Annotated in this window: 15 protein-coding genes and 1 riboswitch; of the genes, 12 read left to right on the top strand and 3 right to left on the bottom strand. The window is 42.4% G+C overall.

Annotated features, from left to right (window positions below; genetic code table 11):
- Positions 1-50: 50 nt before the first annotated feature.
- Genes thiQ through thiB form a run of 3 tightly spaced genes read right to left on the bottom strand, consistent with a single transcriptional unit; the run spans position 51 to position 3,338 of the window.
- Complete coding sequence (gene thiQ, locus LDO51_RS02505; RefSeq protein WP_225576219.1) at positions 51-761, bottom strand: thiamine ABC transporter ATP-binding protein ThiQ; 711 nt, start codon at positions 759-761, stop codon at positions 51-53.
- Positions 754-2,358 (bottom strand): thiamine/thiamine pyrophosphate ABC transporter permease ThiP, encoded by a 1,605-nt coding sequence (gene thiP / locus LDO51_RS02500; RefSeq protein WP_225576218.1) that lies wholly within the window; start codon positions 2,356-2,358, stop codon positions 754-756. Before thiP ends, thiQ begins: the two co-directional genes overlap by 8 nt.
- Complete coding sequence (thiB, locus tag LDO51_RS02495; protein ID WP_225576217.1) at positions 2,334-3,338, bottom strand: thiamine ABC transporter substrate binding subunit; 1,005 nt, start codon at positions 3,336-3,338, stop codon at positions 2,334-2,336. The genes thiP and thiB overlap by 25 nt, the downstream gene beginning before the upstream one ends.
- 61 nt (positions 3,339-3,399) lie before the next feature.
- Positions 3,400-3,492: riboswitch (TPP riboswitch) on the bottom strand.
- A gap of 113 nt (positions 3,493-3,605) precedes the next feature.
- On the opposite strand from thiB, the gene rppH reads away from it, so the two are divergent.
- The 12 genes from rppH (at position 3,606) to recD (ending at position 22,570) form a co-directional block, all read left to right on the top strand.
- Positions 3,606-4,139, top strand: a complete 534-nt coding sequence (gene rppH, locus LDO51_RS02490) for an RNA pyrophosphohydrolase (RefSeq protein ID WP_006659219.1) — start codon at positions 3,606-3,608, stop codon at positions 4,137-4,139.
- 4 nt (positions 4,140-4,143) lie between these two features.
- A complete protein-coding gene (gene ptsP, locus LDO51_RS02485) occupies positions 4,144-6,390 on the top strand; it encodes a phosphoenolpyruvate--protein phosphotransferase (protein ID WP_225576216.1) in 2,247 nt (748 codons plus the stop codon).
- A gap of 100 nt (positions 6,391-6,490) precedes the next feature.
- Positions 6,491-7,387: a prolipoprotein diacylglyceryl transferase gene (gene lgt, locus LDO51_RS02480; protein WP_225576215.1), complete on the top strand. Its 897-nt coding sequence runs from the start codon at positions 6,491-6,493 to the stop codon at positions 7,385-7,387.
- 191 nt (positions 7,388-7,578) lie between these two features.
- Positions 7,579-8,430, top strand: a complete 852-nt coding sequence (locus LDO51_RS02475; RefSeq protein WP_225576214.1) for a thymidylate synthase — start codon at positions 7,579-7,581, stop codon at positions 8,428-8,430.
- Positions 8,431-8,815: 385 nt separating this feature from the next.
- Positions 8,816-9,337, top strand: coding sequence for a prepilin-type N-terminal cleavage/methylation domain-containing protein (locus tag LDO51_RS02470; RefSeq protein ID WP_225576213.1), 522 nt, complete (start codon positions 8,816-8,818; stop codon positions 9,335-9,337).
- Positions 9,331-9,945: a prepilin peptidase-dependent protein gene (locus LDO51_RS02465; protein ID WP_225576212.1), complete on the top strand. Its 615-nt coding sequence runs from the start codon at positions 9,331-9,333 to the stop codon at positions 9,943-9,945. The genes LDO51_RS02470 and LDO51_RS02465 overlap by 7 nt, the downstream gene beginning before the upstream one ends.
- Entirely contained in the window at positions 9,942-10,385 is a 444-nt protein-coding gene (locus tag LDO51_RS02460) for a DUF2509 family protein (RefSeq protein ID WP_225576211.1), read from the top strand. Before LDO51_RS02465 ends, LDO51_RS02460 begins: the two co-directional genes overlap by 4 nt.
- Positions 10,382-10,780 carry a type IV pilus modification PilV family protein gene (locus LDO51_RS02455; protein WP_225576210.1) on the top strand — a complete coding sequence of 133 codons (399 nt, stop codon included), beginning with the start codon at positions 10,382-10,384 and terminating at the stop codon, positions 10,778-10,780. Before LDO51_RS02460 ends, LDO51_RS02455 begins: the two co-directional genes overlap by 4 nt.
- The gene (gene recC / locus LDO51_RS02450; protein WP_225576209.1) at positions 10,758-14,132 is read left to right on the top strand and encodes an exodeoxyribonuclease V subunit gamma; all 3,375 of its coding nucleotides are present in this window, start codon (positions 10,758-10,760) and stop codon (positions 14,130-14,132) included. Before LDO51_RS02455 ends, recC begins: the two co-directional genes overlap by 23 nt.
- Positions 14,133-14,148: 16 nt before the next feature.
- Positions 14,149-17,043, top strand: a complete 2,895-nt coding sequence (ptrA, locus tag LDO51_RS02445; protein ID WP_225576208.1) for a pitrilysin — start codon at positions 14,149-14,151, stop codon at positions 17,041-17,043.
- Positions 17,040-20,651: an exodeoxyribonuclease V subunit beta gene (gene recB, locus LDO51_RS02440; protein WP_225576207.1), complete on the top strand. Its 3,612-nt coding sequence runs from the start codon at positions 17,040-17,042 to the stop codon at positions 20,649-20,651. The genes ptrA and recB overlap by 4 nt, the downstream gene beginning before the upstream one ends.
- Entirely contained in the window at positions 20,651-22,570 is a 1,920-nt protein-coding gene (recD, locus tag LDO51_RS02435) for an exodeoxyribonuclease V subunit alpha (protein ID WP_225577200.1), read from the top strand. Before recB ends, recD begins: the two co-directional genes overlap by 1 nt.
- The last annotated feature ends 10 nt before the right edge of the window (positions 22,571-22,580 follow it).

The following is a 22,580-nucleotide window of genomic DNA, read 5'->3' as shown; positions in this document are numbered from 1 at the left end:
GTAAATAATCTGCAAATTAATATACGCGAGTAGTGGGAATTTATACAGTATTATTTGTTGGGCGAGTTAAAAATGCCCAATAATACAGAAGCGTTGGTTTTGCCTTGTAGCAGTGTTTCAGTATTGCCGTCATACACAATTGTGCCATCAGCAATCACTAAACTACGAGGGGCGATTTGTAGCGAGTCTTCGATACTATGAGATACCATTAACAATGTGATGGATTTATTAACGCAAACGTCATTGAGTAATTGCAGCATTTCACTGCGCAGCGCTGGATCAAGGGCGGAAAACGGCTCATCCAGCAATAAAATCGGCTGATTGCGAATTAAACAGCGGGCGAGTGCAGCTCGCTGACGTTGTCCTCCAGACAATTGCGCAGGTGTTCGGTCTAAACATTCGGTTAAACTGACCTGCTGCGCCATTTGTTCAACTTCAGCCATTTGTGATGCATTTAAGCGTAAACTGGGTTGTAAGCCTAATCCAATGTTCTGTCTAACCGTTAGGTGAGCAAACAGGTTATTTTCTTGAAATAACATGGAAACAGGGCGTTTAGCGGGGGGCGTAAATGTATGATTTTCACCCTTTAAGGTGATAGTGCCGCTGCGAGGAAATTGAAACCCACTGATTAGGCTGAGCAACGTGCTTTTGCCTGCGCCACTAGGACCCATTACGGCAACTCGTTCCCCCGAATCTACTGTAATATCAAAATGCATATTTAGGCTATCGTATTGATAATCTAAATTTTGTAATTCAATCATGCGTTTTCCCCGATAGACGTTCGAGTAAGCTAAACAGGCAGAAACAGAGTAACAACAATAACATCGCGGTTACCGCGCCGTCATTGGTTCGATAAGCCCCAATCTGTTGATAAAGATAGTAAGGCAAGGTGCGGAATTCTTCATTCCCGAATAAGGCGACCACGCCAAAGTCCCCAATAGAAATTACGCAAGCGAATGCCAAAGCTTGTGCTATAGGTTTGCGTAATGCCCGCAATTCAATGATTTTAAATCGGTTAAAACCGGTAATTTCGAGTGATTGGCATAACGGGTTATAGCGTTGAGCCAGATCTCGCATTGGGTTATCCAGCACCTTTAGCGCGTAAGGGATAGCGAGTAAGGCGTTAGTCATGATCACCAATGGATAAGGCGTTTCGGGTATTCCAATAGTTTCATTGAAAAAGATAAAAAAGCCTGTCGCCAGCACAATACCCGGCATAGCAAGAATAATCAGCCCGCTTAACTCAATGGCTTGCCCGAGTTTTAATGCATTTCTTAAACGCAGTTCACGGCTACTCCACAGCAGCATTAGTGTGAGGAGCACGCACAAAATTCCTGCACAGAGTGCAATAAACAGCGAGGTTGATGTGGCTTGCCATAACGCAGATTGCTGTAAAACATCCAGTAATTGACCGTTGAGCCCATCAACAATAACCGCGAATAACGGCGGAATTAATAACAAAATCGCTGCTGCGATCACCAGCCAGTCACGTAGACGGCGAAATAGATTATCAGCAGGATCAAACCACGATGTTTGGTGGCTAAATCCAACGGAAAAAGCATGGTTAATGCGTTGACAAATAAGCATTAATCCTACGCAACATCCCAACTGAATCAACGCAAGCAGTGTGGCGCGCCCTAAATCAAAGTCGTAGCTCAGGGCTTGGTAAATCGCGAGTTCGATAGTGGTCGCCGCAGGACCACCACCCAGAGCCAGTACCGTCGCAAAGCTGGCAAAGCAAAGCATGAAAATCAGTGCGCCTGTTGGCAACATCTGACGGCGTAAATAAGGCCACTCCAAAATTGTGAATTGTTGCCACTCATTGAAGCCCAGTTGAGCGGCACTTTGGCGTTGCTCAATGGCTATATTTTCAAGAGATTGTAATAGCATACGAGTGGCGAGAGGCATATTGAAAAAGATATGTGCTAGTAAAATGCCACGCAGACCATAAGGAGAAAACTGATAGTCAACACCGAGCCATAGGCACAGTTTTGCCAGCCATCCGGTTTGTCCATATACCGATAAAATACCGAAAACGGCAACTAAAACGGGTAATACAAGGGTCATTGCACACAAGCGGAGCAATAGCATTCTTCCCCAAAAGCGTCGGCGATATAGAGCTCGAGCAAGAAAAATAGCGGGAATAATGGAAAAAATAGCGGAAAGTAATGCCTGCCAGAACGTAAAGCCGATGACATGCCATAAATAATCGTCATCAATTATCTCACTGAGGGAAATTTCAGGTGCGAAAAACCACAGTGCCCCAAAAGCGAGCAGGGCAACGACGATTAAAAGACCGGAGGCTATCGCCCCCGGTAATAAGGTTAAATTGATTAACGACTGACGGCGGTTTGCCATAATCGCGTCCACGTTTGACGTTCTTTAGCCACTTCCCCTGCACTAAACTGCAGGGATTTAGTTGGCAGCGGTAGTACGTTATACACTTCAGGCAGTGGCATATCGATAACTGGGTACATCCAGTTAGTGGTCGGTAATGTGCCTTGGAAATCGGGGGTTAATATGAATTGTAAAAACTGTTTTGCCAGCTCAGGCTGTGGGCTGTGTTTCAATCTTGCAGCAACCTCGACTTGCATATAATGCCCTTCATCGAACAATGCCGCTGCGTAGTTGTCTTTCTTATCATTTAAAATTTGGTAACCCGGCGAAGAGGTGTAGCTCAGGACAAAATCCCCTTCACCTTTTAAGAACAGCCCATAAGATTCACTCCAACCTTTGGTCACGGTCAGTGTTTTAGTCGCCATTTTTTTCCATGCATCAGCCGATTTATCGCCGTAGATTTTCTCAACCCATAACATTAGCCCTAAGCCTGGGGTGCTGGTGCGTGGATCTTGGTAAATGATTTTCCAATTATTTTTGCTATCAAGCAGTTCATCCATGCTTTTTGGTGGTTGTTTGATTTTATTGGTGTCATAGATAAAGGCGAAATAGCCATAATCATAAGGAATGAATGTTTTGCTTGTCCATTCGATAGGTAATTTAAGCGCATCCGTTTTGATATCTGCTGGGGCAAATAAGCCAGTTTTCTCTGCAGAGTCGAGCAAGTTGTTATCTAACCCTAAGATAATGTCGGCTTTGCTTTTTGTTCCTTCCATGCGTAGGCGATTCAGTAGCGCAACACCATCCCCCAGAGAAACCAGTTTTAACTCACATTCACATTGAGCTTCGAAATTCTTTTTGATTTGCGGGCCTGGGCCCCATTCTGCGGCAAAGGAATCATAGGTATACACAGTCAGCGTTGGTTTTTCGGCAGAGGCGAAAGCAGCGAAACTTAGGGTGGTTAAAGCAATGAGTGAGGTAAAGAGTTTATTTTTAGTCATTGTAATTCCTGCGTAAATCATAAAAAAACACAGGATTTGAGGAGGGACCGATACAATAATTTGTAGGCGGTAGCTCAAATCCCTACGCCGGTATTAGCCGGATCAGGTTCTACGGGTTATTTCTCAGCCCAAATTGGCACCCCGTTGAGACGCAGACTATTGTAATTACTTCAGACATATCTGCAAACTGTATTGATATAGGTTTACCAGTTTGGGTATGTGTGAAACAATTAGGCATCTTTCAAATTTGGTTATTGAGGTAGTCTAGTGATCGATGATGATGGCTACCGCCCGAATGTAGGAATTGTAATTTGTAATCGGCAAGGTCAGGTCTTATGGGCTCGCCGTTATGGTCAGCATTCTTGGCAATTTCCTCAAGGTGGGATTAACCCTGGGGAATCGCCAGAACAAGCGATGTATCGTGAGTTATACGAGGAAGTCGGACTACAGCGTAAAGATGTAAGGTTACTTGCATCTACCCGTAATTGGTTACGCTACAAATTACCTAAGCGTTTGGTGCGTTGGGATACAAAACCTGTTTGTATAGGACAGAAACAACGTTGGTTTTTACTTCAACTCCAATGTAATGATGCCGATATAAACGTGCAGCGCAGTAAATCGCCAGAATTTGACGGCTGGCGGTGGGTCAGTTATTGGTATCCGGTTAGGCAAGTGGTCTCTTTTAAACGCGAAGTTTATCGCCGTGTGATGAAGGAATTCGCTCCCGTAGTTATGCCTTTGCAGGAACAAAAATTACCACAACGACCTGTTTTTAATAATCGTAGGCGCGGAGTTAAGTAAGCCTATGTTGACGCGTTTACGTGACATTGTCGAAAAGGTCGCGATGGCGACCAGTCTGACTCAAGCTCTTGAAGTTTTAGTCAATGAGACGTGCAAAGCGATGCGCACCGATGTGTGCTCGATTTACTTAGCCGATCATCCTCGCCAATGTTATTACCTAATGGCAACCCGCGGGCTGAAAAAGCCTAGCGGGATTGCTATTCGTTTAGGATTCGACGAAGGGGTTGTTGGCGCAGTCGGTCGACAATCGGAAATGTTGAACCTCGCCGATATTCGCGAACACCCACAATTCAAATATCTCCCTCAACTCAAAGAAGAACAGCTTAAAGCCTTTCTTGGCGTGCCTGTCGTTTATCGACGTCAATTGCTGGGAGTACTCGTGGTTCAACAGCGAGAGAAACGGTTATTCAGCGAAACCGAAGAGTCCTTTATGGTCACGCTATCGATGCAGTTAGCGGTGATTTTATCCCAAGCGCAAACAAAAGGTATTTTCGGACAATATCGGCAAAATCGCCTCAAAGCTATTCCTGTTTCTCAGGGAATTTCAATGGCTTATGGCTGGCAAGATACCTCCCAACCTTCTTTAGACAATGTGTATCAAGCGACCACATTAAATATTGATGAAGAGCGCCAGCGTTTGGTGATAGCGCTGGAAAGTGCGGCGGCAGAGTTTCGTCGTATTAGTAAGCGGTTTATGGCGAGCTCATCTAAAGAAAGCGCGGCTATTTTCGATTTGTATAATCACTTACTTAATGACCCCCAATTGAAACATCGGTTATTTACAGCGATCAATCAAGGGGCGGTGGCTGAGTGGGCAGTGAAAACCGTTATCGAAGATTACGCTCTGCAGTTCTCACGTTTGCGTGACCTTTATTTGAGAGAGCGCGGCTCGGACCTTCGCACCTTAGGGCAGCGTTTATTATTTCATCTGGATGATTCACTGACACCGACCAGTCAATGGCCAGACCGTTTTATTTTGGTGGCTGATGAGTTGAGTGCGAGTGTTCTTGCTGAATTACCGCTTGAGCAATTAGCGGGTGTGATTGTGCGTGATGGTGCAACACACTCCCACTCTGCCATTTTGATCCGAGCGATGGGGATCCCCGCGATTATGGGGGCGGATATTGAACCTTCCTTATTACATAATCGTCATCTGATTTTGGATGGATACCGCGGCGAAGTGTTTATTGAGCCTGAAAATTTTATTGCTCAGGAATACCAGCAAATTATTGAAGAAGAAAATGTGCTTAGCCGATTAGCGGAAGGTACGCTTTCTCAAGATGCCGTGCTCAAAAACGGTGAGCATGTGGATATTTGCCTCAATGCCGGATTGAGCCCTCGCTATGAACAGCAAATTCATGATGGTGTTGATGGTGTTGGACTATACCGAACCGAACTGCCATTTATGCTGCACAATGGTTTTCCATCTGAGGATGAGCAAAAGCAGCTATATCGCGAAGTATTGCAGCTGTTTTCCACTAAACCGGTGGTATTGAGAACCTTAGATATCGGTGCTGACAAACAACTGCCTTATATGCCGATCAGCGAAGAGAATCCTTGCTTGGGGTGGCGTGGGATCCGAATCATGCTTGATCAGCCTGAAATCTTTTTGATCCAATTGCGCTCTATGCTGAGAGCCAACCAAGATACAGGTAATTTACGAATTTTATTGCCGATGATCACCAGCATTAATGAGGTGGATGAAGCGATCGAGCTGATTAATCGCGCCAAAAATGAAGTGAGCCAACAACTCGGAAAATCGATTGATTTACCCCCAATTGGGGTGATGCTGGAAGTGCCTTCGCTCTTGTTTTTGTTGCCAGAGTTAAAGCAGCGAGTGGATTTTATTTCGATAGGTACCAACGACTTTACACAATATTTACTCGCCGTCGACCGTAATAACACTCATGTGGCGGCGCTCTATGATAACCTGCACCCAGCAGTGGTGCGTTTTCTATCCATGGTACATATGGAATGTCAGCGTATAGGTTTGCCGATTAGTGTGTGCGGTGAAATGGCGGGGCAACCATTAAGTGCTATGGTGCTGATTGCATTAGGTTATCGTAGTTTGAGTATGAGTGGGCGCAGTGTTCCTCGCATGAAGTATTTAATTCGTCAGCTTGATCCTCAATTGATGGCTGAGTTAGTGCCTGATTTGCTCAGTGCAGAAACCAGCGAAAATGTCCGACATAAGATCAGTGAGTTTATGGAAAGAAATGGACTGGGTGGTTTTGTACGTGGCGGGATCTAGTTTGATCTTCTATGTTATTAATATGTAATTATATGCTGACAATAACCTCGTGTTATTATGCGGCATAATTTTTGACTCAATTATTTTAAAGTGGGGAACGATGAGTAACAGCTACTTAGCATTTCCGGAAATTGATCCCGTAATGTTCTCGATTGGCCCAGTCTCTTTGCACTGGTATGGTTTTATGTACCTTGTCGGATTCGTTTTTGCGCTATGGTTAGCCGGGCGTCGCGCCTCTAAGCCAAACAGCGGCTGGACAAAAAATGAAGTCGAGAACTTGTTGTACATTGGCTTTGTCGGTGTATTTGTGGGTGGACGACTTGGCTATGTTTTCTTCTATAACTTGCCGGTTTTCTTAGATGACCCTCTATATCTGTTCAAAGTGTGGGATGGTGGTATGTCCTTCCACGGCGGTTTGATTGGGGTTATTTGTGCCATGATGTGGTTTGCCTATCGCACGAAGCGCCATTTCTTGCAAGTTTCTGATTTTGTTGCACCTTTGATTCCTTTTGGTCTTGGAATGGGGCGTATCGGTAACTTTATTAATGGCGAACTGTGGGGGCGTGTTACCCTAGATACACCATGGGCATTTCTATTCCCTCACTCAAGAAGTGAAGATATCCAACTTGCGGTACAAGACCCGTCTTTGTTGCCTATTCTTGAGCAATACGGTGTATTGCCAAGACACCCATCCCAGCTGTATGAAATGGTTTTAGAAGGCATTGTTTTATTCCTGATCTTGAATTTATTTGTACGTAAACCTCGCCCAATGGGGAGCGTATCGGGTCTGTTCCTTATCGGTTATGGAGCATTCCGTATCATCGTTGAATTCTTCAGACAGCCAGATGCGCAGTTAGGTTTATTCGGTGGCATCAGTATGGGGCAAATCCTCTCGATTCCGATGATTATTATCGGTGTATTGATGATTATCTGGGCTTACAAATACGGTAAAAATATCCCAGCCCATAAGCCCGCTAAAAACGTTGAAAGTAAGTAGCGTAGATAGCCAGTAGCGTCGATAGCAAGTGGTGCAGATAGCGAGTCGCGTAGGCAGTAAATAACGTAGACAGTAAATAACGTAGACAGTAAATCGCGCTAATAAGCAGTAAATTAAGTCATTTTCGGTTTGTGTTATTGAGGGATATTCGATAACACAAACTGCCTGTATTTTGGAGTAAGAGAGCCACTATGAAGCCGTATCTTGAATTATGCCAACGTATTATCGATGAAGGTCAATGGGTTGAAAACAAGCGTACTGGTGTTCGCTGTTTAACCGTGATTAATGCAGACCTCGAATATGATGTGGGCAATAATCAATTCCCTTTAATTACGACGCGCAAAAGCTTTTATAAAGCGGCTATTGCTGAGTTATTAGGGTACTTGCGTGGCTATGATAATGCAGCGCAGTTCCGTGAAATTGGTTGTAATACTTGGAATGCCAATGCTAATGAAAACCAAGCATGGTTAGATAACCCGCATCGTAAAGGTGAAGATGATATGGGGCGCGTTTATGGCGTCCAAGGTCGCTCATGGCAGCGCCCTGATGGATCTCATCTTGACCAATTAAAGAAAGTGGTTAACAACCTGAAAAACGGTATTGATGACCGCGCTGAAATCGTGACTTTCTATAACCCTGGTGAGTTTGAAATGGGCTGCTTACGTCCTTGTATGCATACTCACACGTTTTCACTACTTGGCGATACGCTGCATTTGACGTCATACCAACGTAGCTGCGATGTGCCTCTTGGGCTTAACTTTAATCAGGTTCAATGTTTTGTTTTGCTGGCACTAATGGCGCGTATTACGGGTCACAAAGCGGGTAAGGCTTATCATAAAATTGTGAATGCGCATATTTATGAAAACCAATTGCCTTTAATGCGTGATGTCCAATTAAAACGTGAACCATACCCATCTCCAAGCTTAACGATTAACCCTGCAATTAAAACCTTGGAAGATCTTGAAACGTGGGTAACAACGAATGATTTCATCTTAGAAGAATATCAGTGCCACGAAGCAATAAAATATCCATTTACGGTCTAAGGGCTGGTGGATTGATGTAAAGGCATAGGCACGAGTACGGTTTATGCCTTTATTTTTTATTATCTTTACGATTCACGCTATTTTCTAAGCTGTTCCATACCTTTATATCCCTATCAACGGTTACTATTTTTAACCCTCATTATCTTCCGTTATTTCCAATTTTAGTCTTATCCCGGAACACTATTCTGATCTGTCCCCTCCTTTTTCGGGAGTACTTTTTTATCTCTACTTTTAATTTTGCGAAGCGGTTTCCAAAAGCATTCAAGGAAAATGCAAAAGTGACATTTTGTTGGGAAGGGTTATGAAGAAGAGCAAATGAAGGCTGTAGCTATGTGAAATTTTTATCCAAACTTATCCATAAAGAGCGGTCGAGAGGGATAGGGAAATGCCTGAGCAGGCGAATTTAATACAGGAAAAAGTAAAGTGGCTAAAAAGTAATGCTGATGAGCAGGGATTCACTTTAATTGAAATTCTGGTTGTTCTGTTTCTTTGTTCAATCGTGGCTCTACCTGCGTTTTATCAATGGCAACAACAAGTGAGACGTCTACAACTTATTGATGCAGCGAGGCAAACCGCCGAATTTATCTACAGTAACATAATGGAAGGCATTTATTTAAATCAGCACCGTATTATGACGGTAAGCTTCACATCAAAAGAGTGGCGTTTAGCGGTTACTGATGTGGAGACTGCGCAAGAAATCAGCCAATTTAAAAGCGATAAATTTGAAAGTATTAAGCTTAAGTACGCATCTAGGCAATTAATTTATTTTTACGGTAGGCAAGGGACGAGCAGCCCGTTTCGGATTGAGCTCAATAATGAGAATGACCAAATATCCGTGATTATTTCATCTTCTGGCCGGGTACGCAGTTGCAGTCCACAAACATTAGCAGGCGTGCCCAAATGTTAATCGGCACTAAAAAACATAAAGAAGAAAAAGGTTTTTCCTTGTTGGAAGCGCTGATTGCGATGCTAATTAGTTGTTTGGTCTGTATTGCTGCGATGAATACGATCCCCGTGTTATTTAAGCAGTTATTTCAGGCTTTTTTTCAATACCAATTGGATAGGGAGGTCAGGCAGGTGTTGATTAATATGGAAAAAGATTTTCGTCGAATAGGTCATTGCAGCCAATCGCCTTCAAAACCACTTTGCGAAGGTCAAGCCATTACCATCAATGCTAAGTTTTTAAGTCATCAGGCTAACTCCTGTATTATTTTTGCCTATGACCAAGATTTATCAGGGCAATGGGTTATAGGACAAAATCATTCATTACATTCCGATTTTTTTGGATTTAGGCTCAATAACAATAAGCTCGAGTCTAACCGTAATGTGACAAACTGCGATGGTACCCGTTGGCACTCTTTGTTTGACCCTAATATAGTGAAAGTCAATAAACTGACTTTTGATTGGCAACCCACAGCAAAAATTTTAGAAATGTCGATGACGGTTGAAAGTATTTTGTTGCCCAATAAAACGTTTGATTATCATTCCTCTGTACTACTAAGGAATGTGCCATGAGGTTAAAAAATACTGAGAAAGGAAATATCGCCTTGGTCATGGTGATGGTCTTAATGAGTGTCGGGCTCATACTCTTAAAAGCATTACATTACTATCAAGCGCGAGCTAGCTATGAATTAATCCGTGAAGAAAAATATTACCAATCATTTAATTTAGCAGAATCAGCATTGTCATGGGGGCTAGTTCAACATTGGAAATTGAAAGCTGAAAAAATGAGTCCTTGGGTATGCCAAAGAGAAATAAATCACGGATGGATTAGTTGCCTTAAGCATTATAAAAATAATCAATTCATTTTATCGGGTAAAGGTGAATTATATAAAAATCAATCAATAACGATATATCGATGGGTGGTACCGATATGGAATGAAGGGCGTCTACAAGCTCGTGAAAATGGCTGGATAGATTACTGCCCTGTGGCAATTAAAGGATTTTGCCAATGAAGAATTCACCGCAAGGATTTGCACTGGTAGAGTCGATGATTTCGGTGGTTGTTTTTGCTATCTTGCTGATAGCTCTGCTAAACTACAGCCAATATATCGCTTTGAATTTTAATCAAATATACCAAGGTTCACAGGCAATTCGATCTCTACATGGAACATTAGAAGGAAAACGCTCTTTTAATGATAAAGCTCCATGGGAAATGGGGTCACCGTATCCAGAAAAACAGTATCAAGAAGGTTATTCTCAAAAAGATCAGATGAAAATCGTGCATTCTTCAAGCCTTGGGAACTGTAGTGAATCTAAGGTGTCCTTGTTAGTGGGCGGGAAACTATATTCGATAAATCGTTGGCAGTGTGCAAAAGGAGAGAGTCATGTTTCAGGTTTATCATTCTAACCAATTAGATCTACTCAAAGAGCTAATTGCGCACTTAATGGAGAATGACCCCCTCACTCATCCTTTTGAGCAAGAAATTGTATTAGTACAAAGCCCTGGAATGTCCCAATGGCTACAAATAGAGCTTGCTAAGCGTTTTGGAATAGCCGCCAATATTAACTACCCATTACCCGCAACGTTTATCTGGGATATGTTTCGTCGGGTACTTCCTGATATCCCCAAAGAGAGCGCCTATACTAAACAAGCGATGACATGGAAGTTAATGACGATTTTGCCAAATGTTATTCATGAAGCTGAATTTGAGCCTCTACGCCACTATCTGCAAGATGATTCAGACAAGCGTAAATTACACCAATTATCAGGGCGTATTGCCGATTTATTTGACCAATATTTGGTTTACCGACCGGAATGGATTGCTCTGTGGCAACGTAATGAGTTGATTGATGGTCTCAGTGAAAATCAATTATGGCAAAAAAGATTATGGCTAGGTTTGGTGGAATATACAGAGCAGCTTGGTCAATCCCCCTGGCATCGAGCAAATTTGTATCAGAGTTTTATTGATAAGCTAAAATCATCGCCAGAATTAGCTAAAAATTTACCGTCACGCTTATTTATTTGCGGCATTTCATCTCTTCCGCCTGTGTATTTACAAGCGCTCAACGCGATTGCAGAATATTCAGATATTCACTTAATGTTTACCAACCCGTGCCGCTATTATTGGGGAGATATTCAAAGCAGTGCCTTTTTAGCGCGATTACAACAACGAAAATTGCGCCACTATTTGGATAAGCACGAAATTTCCCGCTTTAAAATTGATGAGCATGCTGCCAATTTATTTAATGCTGAAGGCGAACAAAATTTAGCAAACCCACTCTTAGCATCATGGGGCAAACTTGGTCGCGACAACTTATATTTTATTTCCCAAATTGAGGCTGCCAATGAAGTGTCGGCCTTTGTTGATAATGGGCGAAATAACCTTCTCGAAAATTTACAGCAAGATATTCTCGACCTTGAAAATCACGCTCAGTTAGGCGTGACTTTAGATGAATATGAAAGTAGTTCACAGAAGCGCTCACTTCATCAGTGTGATCAATCTGTGACATTTCATTCATGTCATAGTGCTCAGCGTGAAGTTGAAGTTTTACAGGATCGTTTATTGGCTCTATTTGAAGAAGATCCTACATTAACCCCCCGTGATGTGATTGTCATGGTTGCTGACATCGACAGTTATGCACCATATATTCAGGCTGTTTTCGGTAACACCAGCTCATCACACTATATTCCGTTCTCCATTTCAGACCGAAAGGCGTTACAAGCACACCCAATCCTACAAGCGTTTATTATGTTATTGGACTTGCCTCAAAGTCGATTTTCAACAGAGCAAGTGCTGACGTTATTAGAAGTTTCAGCGTTTGCTGCTCGTTTCGATATTGATGAGAGTGAACTGAGTTTGTTAAGGCGTTGGGTCAATGAATCCGGAATTCGCTGGGGGCTTGATGATGATAACGTACGAGCACTATCGTTACCGGTTATAGGGCAAAATACATGGCAATTTGGTTTAAGCCGAATGCTACTCGGTTATGCGATGGATAGCCGTAATGGCCCATGGAATGGTGTATTACCGTATGATGAATGTAGTGGGCTAGCAGCTCAACTGGCTGGGAAATTAGCATTACTCGTCGATACACTTAGAGAATGGCGAACACGCTTAGACCAAGAACGCACGCTCGATGAATGGAAAGAGATCTGCCAACAATTAATCGATAGCTGCTTCAAAGTCGATAGTGAAACTGAAGTTGTCTTAGCATTACTCACGACGCAGTGGCATAAAATTATTGAAAATGCGTTGACCGCCAACTACCAAGAAACCATTCCATTACGTTTAATTCGTGACGAGTTATCGGTTTGCTTTGATGATGAAAAAATTAGCCAGCGTTTCCTCGCCGGTGCAGTGAATTTTTGTACGTTAATGCCAATGCGTTCTGTGCCGTTTAAAGTGGTTTGTTTACTGGGTATGAACGATGGCGCATACCCACGTAATGTACCGCCACTCGGTTTTGATTTAATGTCAGAAAAAGTCCAGCGAGGAGATAGAAAGCGTCGTGATGATGACCGATATCTATTCTTAGAAGCATTAAATTCAGCGACAAAGCGGCTTTATATTAGCTATATCGGACGTTCAATTCGAGATAACCAAGAATGCAATCCATCGGTATTAGTCACTGAATTATTGGAGTATATCTGTCAGAGTTTCTGCTTAGAGGGTGACCAATCGTTAAATATCGATGAAAGTGCACAGCGGCTAAAGCAGTATTTGGTCATTGAACATAATAGAGTGCCATTTGCGAAAGAAAACTTTGCCTCTGACTCTCTTTATCAAAGCTTTGCGCAAGAATGGTTACCCGCTGCGAAAAGTGCAGAGCAAGTGGCTAAGTCGTTTACGTCAGTATTAAAACAACGTGAACCTATTACAGAGTTATCGTTAGAACAAATTTTACGTTTTTATCGACATCCTATTCGTGGCTTTTTCCAACAACGCTTAAAAGTACATTTTTCAATTGAAGAAACTGAGCTTCCAGAAGAAGAGCCTTTTGTATTGGGTGGATTGCAACGCTATAAAATCAATGATCAAGTGTTAGATCTGTTAGTCAAAGATGAAGACCCAAATCCCCTTTATCATGCTTTAAAAGCCTCGGGGCAGTTACCTGCTAAACAATTTGGTCAGCTATTTTGGGAGAAACAATTGAATGATATTGCTCCATTAGCTGAAAAAGTGAAAGAGTATGGGGACCCGCGTGTTGATTATCCGATTGAGTGTGAAATACATGAGGTCAAAATTACAGGCTTATTGCGAAATGTTCACGAGTCAGGAATATTGCGTTATCGGCCTGCTTATCTTACCGCCAATGATGGTGTGCAATTATGGATAGAACATTTGTTTTTTAATGCTTTTATTCGTGAAGGTGAAAGCATCGCATTAGGGCGAGAAAACAGTATTTGGCATTTCTCTGCCATATCCTCTGAGCGTGCAAAAGTACACTTGAATACGCTTATTGAAGGATATTGTGAAGGAATGAATACACCGTTAATTCTGTTAAATCAGAGTGGTTGGAATTGGATTTCGGCGTGTTTTGATAAAAAAACAAAGGAATATGACTTTACTTCAGAAGATGTGCAGCAAAAGGCGTTATCGGCGCTACTGCAAAGCCTACAAGGAAGCCAAATGAAAGTGGGTGAAATGGAAGATGATTATGTATTAAGAGCTTGCAGAAGCATAAATAGTTCATTGATTGAATCGCTGCTGAGTAATACTCGGCGCTTCTTACTGCCGATGGCAGAGTACTTAAAATAAGGGAGAGCATCTAAGAATGTTACGATTATCGAAACATATCGCTCATTTATTCTTGTTATCACTACTATTTATAGGTAGTGCTATTGCTGCGCAGCCACTTTGGCAAGTTTTACCAGAGACTATCAATAAAAGCGTCAGTGACCCGCGAGAATATAAAGCTATCAAACTCAATAATGATATGACGGTTTTACTGGTTTCAGACCCTAAAGCGACTAAGTCGTTAGCGGCAGTTTCATTACCGGTAGGGAGTATTGAGAACCCGAATAGCCAGTTAGGGCTTGCTCATTATTTAGAACACATGGTGTTAATGGGCTCTAAAAAATACCCTGAGCCAAGTAGCTTCTCTGAGTTTTTACAAAAACATGGAGGAAGCCATAATGCCAGCACGGCACCTCATCGCACGGCCTATTATTTTGAAGTTGAAAATGGGGCGCTTGAGGCTGCCACGGATAGACTCGCGGATGCGCTCGCTGAGCCGTTACTTGACCCCGTAAATGCAGATAAAGAACGTAATGCTGTCAATGCTGAACTCACCATGGCTCGTGCTCGTGATGGTATGCGTATTTGGCAAATTCGTTCTGAAACGCTAAATCCAGCTCATCCAAACTCTCGCTTTGCGGGGGGAAATCTGGAAACGTTGAAAGACAAACCCAATAGCAAACTCCAAGATGAGTTAGTGGGTTTCTACAAACGTTATTACTCAGCAAACTTGATGAATGGCGTGTTGTATGGCGACCAATCTATTGAACAATTAGCGAAAATTGCCAATGAAACCTTTGGTCGTATTCCTAATTTTAATGCTTCAGTACCAGAGGTTACGATCCCCGCAGTGACTGATAAAGAAAAGGGGATAGTGATCCACTATGTTCCCTCTCAGCCACAAAAAGCACTGCAAATCGAATTTAGCATCAAAAATAATATGGCCGATTTTCGTAGTAAGAGTGATGAATACATCGGCTACTTAATTGGAAATCGTAGTCCGGGAACGTTATCTGATTGGCTTATTTCTCAAGGATTAGCAGAAGGCATCAGCGCATCAGCCTCGCCAAATGCAGATCGTAATTATGGTTCATTCTCTATCTATGTCACGTTAACAGATAAGGGGCTAGCGGAACGTAATCAAGTTATCGCGGCTATTTTTTCTTATATTGATTTAATTAAAAATCAAGGTGTTAACCAGGATTATTTTGATGAAATAGCCAAGGTGCTTAATTTATCATTTCGTTATGGCTCCATTGTCAGAGACATGAACTATATCGAATGGCTTTCTGACCAAATGATCACTATGCCTGTTAATCACGTTCTGGATTCTGATTATGTTGCGGATAAATATAATCCTACGGCGATAAAACAGAGACTTTCTGAATTGACAGCGAAAAATGCACGTATTTGGTTTATTAGTCCGAATGAACCAAGTAATAAAAAAGCTTACTTTGTCGATGCGCCTTACCAAGTCGATAAAATCAGTCAAAAGCAGTTCACAGAATGGGCTGATTTAGAGTCAAAAATGACCTTTAAATTGCCAAAGTTAAACCCTTATATTCCCGATAACTTATCACTGATTAAAACGGATAAAGCGTATAAACACCCTGAAATGGTTTATCAGGAAGGGAATACGCGTGTGTTGTATATGCCAAGTCAGTATTTTGCTGATGAGCCGAAGGCGAGTATTACGTTAGATCTACGTTATAACGATCAAGATGAAACAGCAAAATCCCAAGTAGTAGGTTCTTTATTGCAATATATTTCATCGTTAAAAATGGATGAATTACAGTATCAAGCCTCCGTGGCTGGGATGTCCGTCTCCGTCTCCCAAGGGGTTGGACTACAGCTAAATGCGAGCGGTTATACTCAGCATTTATCAGAGCTTTTTTTATCGATGACCAAGCAGTATTTAAGTTTTGAGCCAACAGAAAGAGAGTTGATTCAGGCAAAATCTTGGTACAAAGAACAAATCGAAGTGGCAAACAATGCGAAAGCATACGAGCTAGCCATGCAGCCATTGCAGCGCCTTAACAGCGTTCCTTATTTTGAACAGGAGCAACGATTAGCCGCTTTAGACGCTATCACTTTGAAGGATATTACTAACTATCGTAAGTCCATCGTTGAAGGTGCCGCCTTACAAGCATTAGTTGTGGGTAACATTACTCAGCAGCAAAGTATTCAAACTATCCAAGACGTCAGTAAGCTGTTAAAGAGCAAAGGTAAAAATTGGTGGATTGGTGACATCGTTGTGGTGAATAAAACCTATCTGGCAAATTTCCATAAGCAAGGTAATAGCAGTGATAACGCATTGGCTGAGTTATTTATTCCTGATGGTTACGACCGTATCGATGGTGCGGTTCTGTCCGGTATTTTATCTAAAATTGTTCAGCCGTGGTTTTACGACCAATTACGGACCAATGAACAACTAGGTTATGCTGTATTTGCGTTCAAAGTGGGGCTTGGTGATCAGTGGGGTATTGGTTTCTTACTGCAAAGTAATGTCAAAACACCAAATTATCTCAATACTCGCTATCAAGACTTCTATCAGGTTACTTTGGATAAGCTGAAAAAATTGCCTTCTGCTGAGTTTGTACAATATAAACAGTCCATTATTACGGAAATGAAACAGCCTCCACAAACATTCTATGAAGAAGTAGGACGTTATGGTTCCGATTTTTCTCGTAATATTTTCAGTTTTGACTCTCGAGATAAAGTGTTATCGAGATTGGAGACCGCCACTCAAGCTGAAGTGATTGCTTATTATGAAAATGCGGTTTTAAAACACCAAGGTTTAGTTATGGCATCTCAAGTTATTGGGCAGGGTGTTGATGCAACATCAGGGTATGCAAAACTGAAAAATTGGGTGTTGTACCCGCAAGCGTCAGATCTTCAGAAGATGTTACCTATCAAGGAAAATGTTGAGTGAATAAGGTGCAGATGAGTTCCCAATTGTTAGATGCTTATAAACTTCCGTTACGTGGACAGCGGTTAATTGAGGCATCGGCTGGTACAGGCAAAACCTATACGATAGGGATCCTCTATCTGCGTCTATTATTAGGTTTAGGGAATGAAAATGCATTCCCTCGACCTTTAAGTGTTGAAGAAATTCTGGTTGTGACCTTTACTGAAGCGGCGACCAATGAATTACGAGGGCGTATCCGTGAGCGTATTCATAAGATGCGTTTGGCGTGTTTACGTAATGGCTTGGGATTCGAATCGGAGCCAGAATATCTCACACTATTAACGGAATTACCGAGCGAAGAACAACGCGTTTTTGCGGCGAATTGGCTATTAGCCGCTGAGCGTCAAATGGATGAAGCCGCTATTTACACCATTCATGGTTTTTGCCAACGAATGTTAGCGCACAATGCGTTTGAATCAGGCATTTTGTTTGAACAAACCATGATCCAAGATGAATTTCCTATCCAGAAACAAGCATGTGCGGATTTTTGGCGTCGTCATTTTTATCCTCTGGATTATTCGATGACCAAAGTGGTTCATACAGAGTGGAATGGACCTGAAGCACTATTGAACGATATTAAGCCGTTCTTGCAAGGGGATATTCCCGCCATTATCAATCAGCCGGAATTACCTGAAACTCTTGAAGAACGTCATCAACGTTTGATTGGTTTAATTCAGAATTTAAAAGATCTATGGGCAAAAAACGTCACTGATTTCGAAAAGCTCATCTCTGATTCTGATGTAGACAAACGTAGCTACAGCACACGTTATTTACCTACATGGTTAGAAAAAATAACCGAATGGGCAGAGAAAAGCACCGATGATTATCAACTGCCGAGAGATATTTTAGAGCGTTTTGCGCAATCTCGATTAGATGAAAAATCCAAAAGCGGTTCAGGACCTTCTCATGCAGTCTTTAGATTAGTTGATGAATTGCTCGACCAAGCGCTGACGATTAAAGATTTGATTATTCCTCAGGCGATTAATGAAGTACGCCAGACTATTGCTCATGAGAAGCAAACGCGCGGTGAGTTAGGTTTTGATGATTTACTGACTCGCTTAGATAGTGCGTTACATCAAGATGGTGGGGCATTGCTTGCTGAAGCAATTGCTAGACGTTTCCCAGTTGCGATGATTGATGAGTTTCAAGATACTGACCCGCAGCAATATCGTATTTTTCAGCGTATTTATCAGGAAACTGACGATACTGCATTGCTGTTTATCGGAGACCCGAAACAAGCCATTTATGCATTCCGTGGTGCGGATATCTTCACGTATATTGCGGCGAAAAAGCAAGTTAGTGCTCACTATACGTTGGAGACAAACTATCGCTCATCCCAGAGTATGGTTGAAGCAGTAAATCAGGTTTTTCATCATGCTGAAAAACCATTTATTTTTGAACAAATTCCATTTCAAAGCGTTAATTTTGCGGCTCATAATAGCCGCAAAAAGCTGATCCATGATGGGAAAGAAGTGAAAGCGCTCACTTTCTGGCAGCAGCAAGCTGAAGCGGTCTCTGTTTCGGAATATGAACAAGTCCTTGCACAGCAATGTGCGGCGCAAATAGGACAATATCTTGCTGGTGGTCTGCAAGGTTCTACCTACTTTGAAAATCAACAACAGCAAACGCCTGTAGAAGCCTCGGATATTACCGTATTAGTTCGGAGCCGTCGTGAGGCGATATTGATCCGTGATGCACTCAATCAACTTAATATCCCATCAGTGTTCCAATCAAATCGAGAAAGTGTATTTGCGACCCAAGAAGCTAAAGAAATTCTCTGGCTATTATTGGCAGTATTAACACCAGAAAAAGAACGGGTGTTGCGCAGTGCCTTAGCAACGGGATTATTGGGCTTAACAGCAGAAGATATTGATAACCTAAATTACGATGAAAAAGCTTGGGAAAATCTAGTTGATGAGTTTGCTCACTATGCTGTAATTTGGCGTAAACGCGGTGTTTTACCTATGTTACGTGGGATTATGTCTAAGCGGCATATCGCTGAAACCTTGTTATCGGGCTCTGAAGGTGAGCGCCGTTTGATGGATCTCATGCATATTGGTGAACTTCTGCAAGAGATGTCTCTCCAACTTGAAGGTGAGCACACACTAACCCGTTGGTTAGCCCAACAGATTGCTCACCCAGACCATCAATCAGACGCACAACAGATGCGTCTTGAAAGTGATAGACATTTGGTGCAAATCAGCACCATACACAAGTCCAAAGGGCTAGAATATAAAATTGTCTGGTTGCCGTTTGCGAGTAACTTTTTACCTCAATCAAAAGGCCTGTTTCATGACCGAGATGATTACATTACGAAACTCGACCTTGATGATTCAAAAGAGTATGTCGAATTAGCGGATGAAGAACGCTTAGCCGAGGATTTACGCTTATTGTATGTGGCACTCACTCGCGCTATTTATCACTGTAGTGTCGGAGTCGCACCGCTTATCAAAGGCAACCGTAAAAAAGCAGGCAATACGGATTTACATCTATCCGCACTGGGATATTTGCTGCAAAAAGGGCAAGAAGGTGACAGTGTTTTACTCAGCAGCATGCTCGATGCACTCAGTAATGATGTGATTGATGTACAATCGATTGATCCCCCTGAAATGGTGAGGCTGAATCTAACCAAAGAGACTTGTGACGAGTTATCCGCTAGAGCAGTTTCTCGACATTTTGATGATAGCTGGCGTGTAACAAGCTATTCAGGTCTGAGTTATAGCACATCCCATGGAGAAGAAGATCAAACCTTATCGGCTGAGCAATTTGCTAACTCATTAGCCCCTAAGATGGATATTGAAGTCAGCCATGATGTAGAAACACAAGAAATACAAGAAAACCCACTGACCCCCCATCAGTTTCCTAAAGGTGCTGCGCCCGGTACATTTTTACATAGCTTAATGGAAGAAATTGATTTTTCAGGTGACATTTCATCCGAATGGCTAGAAGAAAAACTACAAGTAGCAGGCTTTGATACTCAATGGGTTCCGATGTTACAAGGTTGGTTGAATGCCATTCTTAATGTACCGCTATCCGATGATGGGCTCTGTTTGTCGGCTCTTCCTGCTCAAGATAGACTGGATGAAATGCAGTTCTATTTACCGATTGATAGCTTGCTCAATGCAAAAGAGGTTGATCGCGTTACTCACAAGTATGACCCTCTATCAAAACATTGTCCTCCGCTTAATTTTGAGCAGGTACAAGGTATTTTAAAAGGCTTTATTGACTTAACCTTCTGTTGGAAAGGTAAATTTTATTTATTGGATTATAAGTCCAACTATTTAGGTGAAGATGCCTCTTATTATACTCAAGAGGCAATGGCTGAAGCGATGATTGACCATCGATATGATCTGCAATATCAGCTCTATTCGCTGGCATTACACCGTTTTTTACGACAGAGGATGCCAAATTACGATTATGAGACTCATTTTGGTGGTGTTTATTATCTCTTTTTACGAGGAACAGAACGCATAGATTCTCAAAATGGCATCTTCTTTTATCGACCAACAGTTGAATTTATCAGTGAATTTGATGCGCTATTTCATGATGCTCAATCTAAGGAGCCACAATGATGAAGGCGTTATTTAATCAAGCTATTGAAGCGCGGATATTCACGCCTCTTGATGTGCAGTTTGCCTATAACATTGCGAATGAAGATAACCCGATTTTATTGTTAGTGGCTGCCTTGCTCAGCGCAGAAACTATGTCTGGGCATGTTTGCTTATCGTTGGATGATATTCGCCCAGACGTATTATTTATGGGAAGACACCCTGAGTTTACGGCGCAATTATGGCACATGATTGGGGAGCCAAATCAAGCCACTATCAGAGCGGCGTTATTATCGAGCGAATCCGTGTGTGAAGTTGGGGGAAAGTCTGTTGCTCCATTGCTGCTATCAGGTGATTTTCTTTATTTCCAGCGTATGTGGCAATACGAGCAGCGCGTTGCTCACTTCTTTTCAGAGACTGAATTACCTGATGTTAATAATACTAAAACAGTTAATAATGCTAAAATTCAGCCGATTTTAACGGAGCTGTTCCCTGAATCAACGCAGATAGATTGGCAGAAAGTTGCCGCTGCTGTTGCGTTAACGAGCCGAGTCTCGGTTATTTCTGGGGGGCCTGGAACGGGTAAAACGACAACGGTAGCGAAAATTTTAGCGGCGCTGATTAAGTTAGGTCATCAACAGCAACATCGTTTGCGTATTGAATTAGCCGCCCCAACAGGTAAAGCCGCTGCGCGTTTAACCGAGTCATTGGGGGGTGCGATGAAACAGCTACCGTTAAATGACGATGAACGTGAATTACTCCCTTCTCAAGCCAAAACGTTACATCGACTATTGGGGGCTCAACCTGAAAGCCAGCAGTTTCGTTATCATCGTGATAACCCACTGGCGCTGGATATCTTGATTGTCGATGAAGCCTCAATGGTAGATTTGCCCATGATGGGGAAGCTCATTGAAGCACTGCCTAACTCCGCTAAACTGATATTTTTAGGCGATAAAGATCAACTCGCTTCTGTTGAGGCAGGGGCTGTTTTAGGTGATATCTGCCGTTTCGCGAATAAAGGCTATAGCCCTGATCGAGCCGCTCAGTTGGAGCGACTGGCTGGATGCTCATTAAGTGAATTCACCTCAAATAATGGGCCAGCTATCCGTGATAGCTTATGCCTATTAAGACACAGTTACCGTTTTTCTGCCGATTCAGGGATTGGTCAGCTAGCTTTCGCCGTCAATACAGGGAATGTGAAGCGAGTGGATGATATTCTTGCACAGAGTTTCACCGATATTCATAACTTTATCCCTAGCACTACGCCAGATAACGATGCCGAAGCCGAAATTAGCGAAAGTTACGCTAATATGTTATTAGATTCGGTCGGGTTCTATCAGCACTATTTATTAGCCGTTAAAGCGAGGGAAAAACCTGCCGATGTCCTACATAAATTTAATCAATACCGTCTACTTGCCGCATTGAGGGAAGGGGCTTACGGGGTTTCAGGTCTAAATGACAAACTTGAAAAATTACTTCATCGCCAAGGGTTAATTACAAAACCATATAACTTGAAGCATAAGCACTATGTTGGAAGACCGATTATGATCAGCCGCAATGACAGTGCACTAGGCCTCTTTAATGGTGATATTGGTATTATCTTGTTAGATGAAGAGCGGCAGATGAGAGCCTATTTCCAATTTCCTGATGGCACCATTCGCGGGATCCAACCCAATCGGCTGCCAGCACATGAAACGGCGTACGTGATGACTGTTCATAAATCTCAAGGTTCGGAGTTTACTCATACCGCCTTGGTTTTACCTTATGTATATTCGCCAGTGATTACCCGAGAGCTCGTCTATACCGCGATGACACGAGCTAAGAACGAACTTTCATTGTATGGCAGTAAAAAAGTGTTACGCCGTGCAATAGAAACCCCCACTAAACGCCGTAGTGGCTTAGCGTTACAGTTTGAGCACTACAGTTTGAGCACTACAGTTTGAGCAGTTAAAT

Source organism: Providencia alcalifaciens (assembly GCF_020271745.1).
GTDB lineage: Bacteria > Pseudomonadota > Gammaproteobacteria > Enterobacterales > Enterobacteriaceae > Providencia > Providencia alcalifaciens_B.
This window is presented reverse-complemented; position numbering and strand designations above follow the sequence as displayed.